Source organism: Polynucleobacter sp. 35-46-11 (assembly GCF_002281105.1).
On sequence record NZ_NCFJ01000645.1, the window covers coordinates 1 to 1257 of the forward strand.

Here is a 1257-nt window from a genome sequence, read left to right on the forward strand (position 1 = left end):
CCTAGTCTTTGCAGATTCAAATGCCCGTCAAGCTTTGGAGAAAATAACCCACCCCTTAATTCAGCAAGAAACCGCCAAACAAGCATTTGAGTTGGCCAAATCTGGAGCCCCCTATCTTGTTTTTGTAGTCCCACTGCTCATTGAGTCAGGGTCTTGGGTAAATCTGATTGACTACCTCATCGTAGTTGATTGTCCAGAAGAGACCCAAATCCAAAGAGTGATGCACCGCAGCAATATGACCCGCTTAGATGTGGAGAATATTCTCAAAGCGCAAACAAGCCGCAAAGTCCGTCTAGCAGCAGCTAACGCCGTTATTGAAAATCAAGGCAGTCTAGATGAGCTCAAATCAGAGGTTCTGAGGTTGCACCAAGAATTGCTCAAAATTTAAGAGGAAGCCTCTAAGTTCGTCATAGAATATAGGCTTGTGATTGTCTACGAATACCCTTTCAATGAATTAGTTCGAAGCATGCTTCGGCTGGAGTATTTGTTCGCCCGCTTCAATCACTTCCTCCGTTCAGATGATCCAGAACTGCATCACAATGCAATTGCGATGTTGTTTGACTTGGGCGATATTGGTTCACGAGGTGATATCAAATCCTTATTGCTAAAAGAATTTGAGCGTCAAAAATATGCCCTAAATGGTCTAAAGTCTTCGCAAAAGGTAGATCAAGAAGCCTTAACGCAAACGCTTTCAGAGATTGATAAAGCTGCACTGAATATCAATCAATCGATGGGTAAGCCTAATTCTGCAATTACTGAGAGTGAATGGTTAAATGCTATTCGTACCCGATTAAATATTCCAGGTGGAACAAGTCCGATTGATTTGCCGAGTTACCATGCTTGGAAAAATACCCCCTCGACTCAGCGCAGGGAGTTATTAGAAAAATATATTGACCCACTTTTGCCATGGCATGAAGCTTGCCAAATTTTCTTAAGATTGCTCCGTCAATCTGGAGAAGCAAAAGATGTTGTTGCACATCAAGGCGCATATCAACAAGCACCTTCTGGTAAGGTTTATCAATTGATGCGTATCGCTGTAGAAGATGACAGCCTCTTTTCAGAAATCAGTGCCAATAAATATCTTTTATCGATTCGCTTTCTGAAAATTGATCAAGATAAAAAACCGCAGATCCTGAATGAGGATGTGTCTTTTAGGCTGACCCTCTGCCAGCTCTAAGTCTTTAGTAGCTTTAACTTTTCCAGCATGGGCCAGGCAGCTGGCAATAAAGGCTCTACCGTCGGTAGCGCATTGCCAAC

The 1257-nt window shown here is 42.7% G+C and carries 2 protein-coding genes; both read left to right on the forward strand.

Going from position 1 to position 1257, the window contains the following annotated elements; genetic code table 11:
* The coding region (gene coaE, locus B7Y67_RS18415; RefSeq protein ID WP_293599875.1) for a dephospho-CoA kinase at window positions 1-388 on the forward strand (388 nt) is incomplete at its 5' end.
* Window positions 389-424: 36 nt separating this feature from the next.
* Window positions 425-1177, forward strand: coding sequence for a cell division protein ZapD (zapD, locus tag B7Y67_RS18420; RefSeq protein WP_293599876.1), 753 nt, complete (start codon window positions 425-427; stop codon window positions 1175-1177).
* The last annotated feature ends 80 nt before the right edge of the window (window positions 1178-1257 follow it).